The following is a 5245-nucleotide window of genomic DNA, read 5'->3' on the forward strand; positions in this document are numbered from 1 at the left end:
TGGTAGATTCCCTAATTGTTGGAAATAAAAGTGAATTCAACCCCAAAAGATTAGACTAATAAAAATTTTCTGGACTAGACTTTTCAAAATTACCAGTAATATGAGTTACATCTGCGGAATGCAGGTTTTAGTACAGTGGGCGCGTAAATAAACATACCATTTCAAATGGCGCAAGAGCTTGGAATACACTTGCGGTACTAGCTACTGACTGGATTTTTTATTCAGTAAGGGTAGCTTAATAGGCTCGGCTAAAGCTGCTTTTACTACTGCTAAACTCCTGGGGTCTGTCAGCATCCAAGGGTGTAGAGCAACTGGTACTATGACTTCGCTTCCTACGGACATTTGTGAACTATTCGCTGGAACAATCATCAAATCATAAGGTGTCCAGATAGACGTAAAATTTAGCTGCCCCAATATTACAGCATCAGAATTTAAATCTTTGAGAAAAATGCTGTCGGGGCGCATTTGTACGCAACCAGGACGCCGGGAACCATAAGCAACCACGGTTCCATGATGGGGCGAAGATATTGTGATAAACCTCTGAACGCGGTTAATTCCTCCCAGTCGCTGGACATAGTAACGGCTGACAATTCCTCCCATGCTGAAGCCAACTAAATCCAGGTGTTGTTCTGGTGCAAAGGTGGCTGTAACATAATCTGCTACTTGCTTTGCTAACTCATCAAGACCCACATTACCATTATTAGGTACGAGATCCAGGGAATATACAGACCAACCCTGTAGTCTTAACTGAGCCGCCATTTTATGAAAAACTGCCTCTGTGTCGTCAATCCCATGTATTAACAAAACGGGATTGCGTTGTTGATTTTCAATGTTCATTTACAAAATCTGGCTAAATTAAGGGGTGTATTTCACTTTTGTAGGTACATACTGCTCTACAAACTGAAGCTGTTGCTTTTCGGATTCTTTAAAAGACATTTTTGCAAAACTGAAATCCTCCCAAAGATAGTTCGTATAAAATTTAACTTATAGCCGGCGCTATTTGCCAACAGGCTATGACCAGAAAGAAAAAGGTACAAGCCCCTAAATTTATTTATGGTTACTGAGCTTGGCCTGAGCGTAAGCGAAGGGCGTAGCCGAAGTATGGGGTTCAAAATGTTTGACTTTTGACTTTTGACTTTTGACTTTTGACTTCCCCGAAGGGGCTGACACTCTCCTCACTGGTTGTTTTCTTCAATCAGCAATTTTCAAACAAAGAAATGTTAATTTTTGTAAAGCCTGCTTTCAGAATCTTGCTCTTAGTTACAGTAAAATTTAATAATTAGTTCTCGGTGTATACAGGTTGCAAGTGCTTGCAAAAAAAACATTTGCCCTGTGGTTTTACTAAAATGTTGATTAAGCACAAGCCTATAAGGGTTGTCACCACAATAGGGTGGCAGAAAGTAGAAAATGTAACATTTTGTCGTAATTTTTAACAATTACGGTCGAGTTTCAAATATAAAAGGTAAAAGGCAGGAGTAATTGTAATGGATTTTATCAAAAAGTTAATTTCGGGTATTCTGGGTTTCATTACCGGACTGTTACCAGGGAAGAAGAAAAGCAACGGCTACTTCTTGGAATTGGACGAAGCCAAAGATGCTGCTAAAGATGCTGCAAAAGAAGTAGCATCGAACGCGAAGAAAGTAGCAGATACAGTTGCATCGAATGTTAAAAAAGTAACAGAGACAGTTGTATCAGAAGCGCCAGAAGCATCCAAGCCAGCTTCATTGAACGGAACAAAAACCGCCGCAGCTAAGGGTAAGGAAAAATCAGCTAAAAATCCCAAACCAGCGGATGTTACGCTAGTGCAAACTGCTGAGGGTCTTAAAGTTGAACCTGGCAAAAATGCAAAAGCCGCAGCAGCTAAAGTCCTCAAAGAGGAGCCAAAAGAAACTACGTTTGCGCCTAAATATCTCGCTCCTTCGGCTACTAGCTCTAATGGTCGTCGGCGTCCAGGGGCAAATATGAGCGCTTACTTAGACATGGCACGTCAGGTTAAAACCCCTGGTTAAATTACAGAGACGCGAAATTTCGCGTCTCTATACTACCGATGAGTTAAGTGTGAATACGCAATATTAAGACAAGTTTACCAGTTGTAGATGGAAGAACTCTCCAAACTAGGAGCGATCGCTTAATTTTCTCCACTACAACTGCATCTTTTTGGGTTGAGGCTTCCTCGTCTAACATTATCCCTCCGACCCGACCTTTGTTGACAGTGAACTCAAAGACGATTTCACCACTGAAGCCTGAAGGAAAGTTTAATTGTTGAAGGTGTTGGGTTAAGTCAGCAATTGCTATTTCATCTAAACCAGTGGCGCTGATAACTTCTAACTGATGGTTGATGGCTGCGTCTGGTATTTCATCTTGTTCCATCTCCTGGGAATCAAAGCTCTTAAAAGAGATATTAACTTCTTTGGCTACTGGGGATTGTGGCGATCGCTTTTGCTGGAGAAAATTTGGAACGTCTGCTGAGGGTGGCGCTGATGGCTTTGAAAGTGATATTTTAGACGCAAAACCACCAGCCGGAGATTTGCAGAGTACCACTAGCTTTATCTTGTTTGCGACCAAACAAAACTAATTGTGAAAGCATCGTTGGGATTCAACCCATTAATAAATCGCCGCATCAATTCCTGACACTTCCATAACGGATCGCCAGATTGGGAACCGGAAGTATCCACCAAAAATACGACATCTTTGGGGACAATTTCATCAATGGAATATTCCAAAGCTGGAATCAGATATATTGCGAAATGCCCGCCGCGTTACGAATTACGTTAGCGAGTCTTGCCTACGGCACGCTAAGGGCGAACGAGCGTCATTACGAACTTGTACTGAGCGTAGCCGAAGTATTACGAATTATTTAACAAACACCAGTCCACTATATAAATGAAAAGCTGAGTCCCAATTAGTCTGTTCCCTACGCAACAAATGAATGTGAGACTTAATATGACCCAGCATTTCTGTTTGATCTAATGTTGTATCTGCAAAGCATGTGAAATCTGACCAAATTTTGACTTGAGGTAGTTGCTGGTCAATCCAACTTGATAAACTATTCCAATTAATTCTGATTGTATTTTGGCTAGCTTGGGGAATAATTTCTAAACCTTGTTGAAATTCATAACCGTTATCATAAAGTCGGAGAATGCAACGTCTACCAGGTATGTGTAAATCACAAAACTGGGCATAGTCTTGTGTTTGAGTTTTCCATTCCAGTTTCCGGTGGGCATCAACATCTACAACTTGTTCAAAAATAGGTAACAGTCCCACTACTCTTGCTGTGACTTCTGACCAGTCAAAGGTAAGAGAACCGAGTTGATTTGTCTCATTACGGCAAACAACAGTACCTTGTGGAGTAGATTCTTGGAAATATTTGACTTGATAAACTTGAATTTGTTGAATTTGAGCTATTGTTGCCCAAAAGCAAGGAATGCCAGCCTGCTGTAACTGTTTACCGTAAAATCTTAGTTCTCCTACTTGGCCAGTGCGGTACAACCTCCAGCCACGACTTGGTAGTACTAGCCTTGCAGTGTAAGGGTCTAGCTGCATAATCTGGGCAAATTTTCGAGATGTTTCTGTTTTGAGTTCGTTACTGAGTGGCTCTAATATTAGTACACCAAGTTCAATGTCACTTGCTTCGGCTGTTGCTTGAGAAATGGCTCTTTGTCTTTCTTCTAGTTCCATTTCTTGTAGCCGTCGCAAACCTTCACGTGCGAGGGTCACTATTCTAGTATTCCTCGTATCTCGCAGCAGTTGCCGATAAACTTTTTCTGCATCCTGGCGTTTTCCAGATACTTCATGCAGCCGACCGAGATAAAATTGTACCCAAGGATGTTCTGGTGATTCTACTAGCAGCTGTTTCAGTAATTTAGCAGCTTTTTGATAATCTTTATGCTCAAAGGCGATCGCAACTTGCTCAATCATGTTTCAATCCACTGGATCAATGTCTCGCGCAAAATCTCCTTTGCGTGAGCTATAAATCATTTATACTTCACAAGTTGCGGTAATCAAGGATAATGCTACTACTGGGGCTGTAACTGCTCTCAGGATACGGCGACCAAGGGAAACAGGCTGAAATCCAAATGCGATCGCATTCTCGATTTCTTGTGTTGTCCATCCTCCCTCTGGGCCAGTAGCAATGACAATTCTTTCTTGTCCTGTCTTACAAAGTTCTGATGCCTGCGGCAACCCCTTCGGGGAACGGAGGAAACCTCCGCTCAGACTTTGCGCTATATCATTTGTCATTTGTCCTTTGTATTGTAAGCAATCTTTTAAATGGGGAAACTCACCACGCGCCACACAGATATATTGCTGGCTGTTTGCAAATGACAAACTCGTATTAAAAGCAACAGGCTCTAAAATTGTTGGTACAAATGAGCGCTCTGATTGCTCGGCGGCTTCCGCAGCGATGCGCCGCCAGCGTTCGAGCTTTTGAGGGCTAGGATGAAGCAAAGTGCGATCGCTCAATACTGGTGCAATACAAGCTACTCCTAACTCTGTACAACACCGCACAACTTCATCAAATCCATTGCCTTTGGGCAACGCTACCATGAGCGTAATTGATATAGGTAATTCTGTTTCTACTGAAAGTGTTTCTAAAACCCGTGCTTGTTCCCCTGCTAACTGCGCTAACCACCATTTTCCTTTACCATCCATTGCAATAAAGCGATCGCCTTCACGCAAGCGCAACACACGCCCCAAATAATGTTGCTGTTCTTTAGTGAGCAAAATTTGCTCTTGTTGGAATTGGGAGGGTGCGATCGCAATTCTTTGCAGTTGAGACATTTTTTTTAATAAATTATTGCCCTGCTGTAGATATCTGCTGTCTAACCCAAGTACGGAAAGCACGAGTTGCTGCTATTTGTCCAACTTTCTTGCTTTCTTGGATAAATCGGGGAATCTCTGTTACCAGCACAGGCGCAAAAGTTGGGCTGCGATCGCTTTGCGAGTATTGTCCACTGTTAAGGACGTAGATTCTTAAGACATTTCCGTTATACCGCCAGAATTCTGGGACTCCCATTGAAGCATAAAGGCTTAACTTGTCTATCTTAGGTCTGGAATATTCCACTTCCAGTACTATGTCTGGTGGTGGGTCTGTATTCAGGTCAATATTTTCTTTGTTGCGGACTAACAATTCATTTTGGATATAGTAACTACTGTCCGGTTCACCTCCTTGCTCTAAATCATCCCGCGTCATAGTCAACGAGCCAGCGCTTTTAACTTCTAAACCAAATTCTTCACACAGCACAAG

Annotated in this window: 7 protein-coding genes; 1 reads left to right on the plus strand and 6 read right to left on the minus strand. The window is 42.2% G+C overall.

All coding sequences use genetic code 11. The features are described 5' to 3' along the window. Positions 1–201 precede the first annotated feature (201 nt). The gene (locus tag LC574_RS25305; RefSeq protein WP_229456296.1) at positions 202–837 is read right to left on the minus strand and encodes a triacylglycerol lipase; all 636 of its coding nucleotides are present in this window, start codon (positions 835–837) and stop codon (positions 202–204) included. A 647-nt stretch (positions 838–1484) separates the two neighbouring features. On the opposite strand from LC574_RS25305, the gene LC574_RS25310 reads away from it, so the two are divergent. Next, positions 1485–2009: a hypothetical protein gene (locus LC574_RS25310; protein WP_229456297.1), complete on the plus strand. Its 525-nt coding sequence runs from the start codon at positions 1485–1487 to the stop codon at positions 2007–2009. 43 nt (positions 2010–2052) lie between these two features. Here LC574_RS25310 and LC574_RS25315 read toward each other — a convergent pair whose 3' ends face one another. The 5 genes from LC574_RS25315 to LC574_RS25335 all read right to left on the minus strand — a co-directional run. Next, on the minus strand, positions 2053–2541 hold the full coding sequence (locus LC574_RS25315; protein ID WP_229456298.1) for an after-VIT domain-containing protein: 489 nt from the start codon (positions 2539–2541) through the stop codon (positions 2053–2055). Between the two features lie 5 nt (positions 2542–2546). After that, positions 2547–2723, minus strand: coding sequence for a hypothetical protein (locus LC574_RS25320; RefSeq protein ID WP_306422158.1), 177 nt, complete (start codon positions 2721–2723; stop codon positions 2547–2549). 130 nt (positions 2724–2853) lie between these two features. Further along, complete coding sequence (locus LC574_RS25325; protein ID WP_229456299.1) at positions 2854–3918, minus strand: tetratricopeptide repeat protein; 1065 nt, start codon at positions 3916–3918, stop codon at positions 2854–2856. A gap of 60 nt (positions 3919–3978) precedes the next feature. Next, positions 3979–4779 (minus strand): 16S rRNA (uracil(1498)-N(3))-methyltransferase, encoded by an 801-nt coding sequence (locus LC574_RS25330; protein ID WP_229456300.1) that lies wholly within the window; start codon positions 4777–4779, stop codon positions 3979–3981. Positions 4780–4792: 13 nt separating this feature from the next. Further along, on the minus strand, positions 4793–5245 hold a 453-nt coding region (locus LC574_RS25335; protein ID WP_229456301.1), incomplete at its 5' end, for a Uma2 family endonuclease.

It is taken from the genome of Nostoc sp. CHAB 5715, from assembly GCF_020829685.1.
Taxonomy (GTDB): domain Bacteria; phylum Cyanobacteriota; class Cyanobacteriia; order Cyanobacteriales; family Nostocaceae; genus Nostoc.

Excerpts from the sequence above, each read along its gene's own strand:
- LC574_RS25325 (WP_229456299.1), bottom strand. The coding sequence starts at position 3,918 with ATGATTGAGCAAGTTGCGATCGCCTTTGAGCATAAAGATTATCAAAAA.
- LC574_RS25310 (WP_229456297.1), top strand. The coding sequence starts at position 1,485 with ATGGATTTTATCAAAAAGTTAATTTCGGGTATTCTGGGTTTCATTACC.
- LC574_RS25330 (WP_229456300.1), bottom strand. The coding sequence starts at position 4,779 with ATGTCTCAACTGCAAAGAATTGCGATCGCACCCTCCCAATTCCAACAA.
- LC574_RS25305 (WP_229456296.1), bottom strand. The coding sequence starts at position 837 with ATGAACATTGAAAATCAACAACGCAATCCCGTTTTGTTAATACATGGG.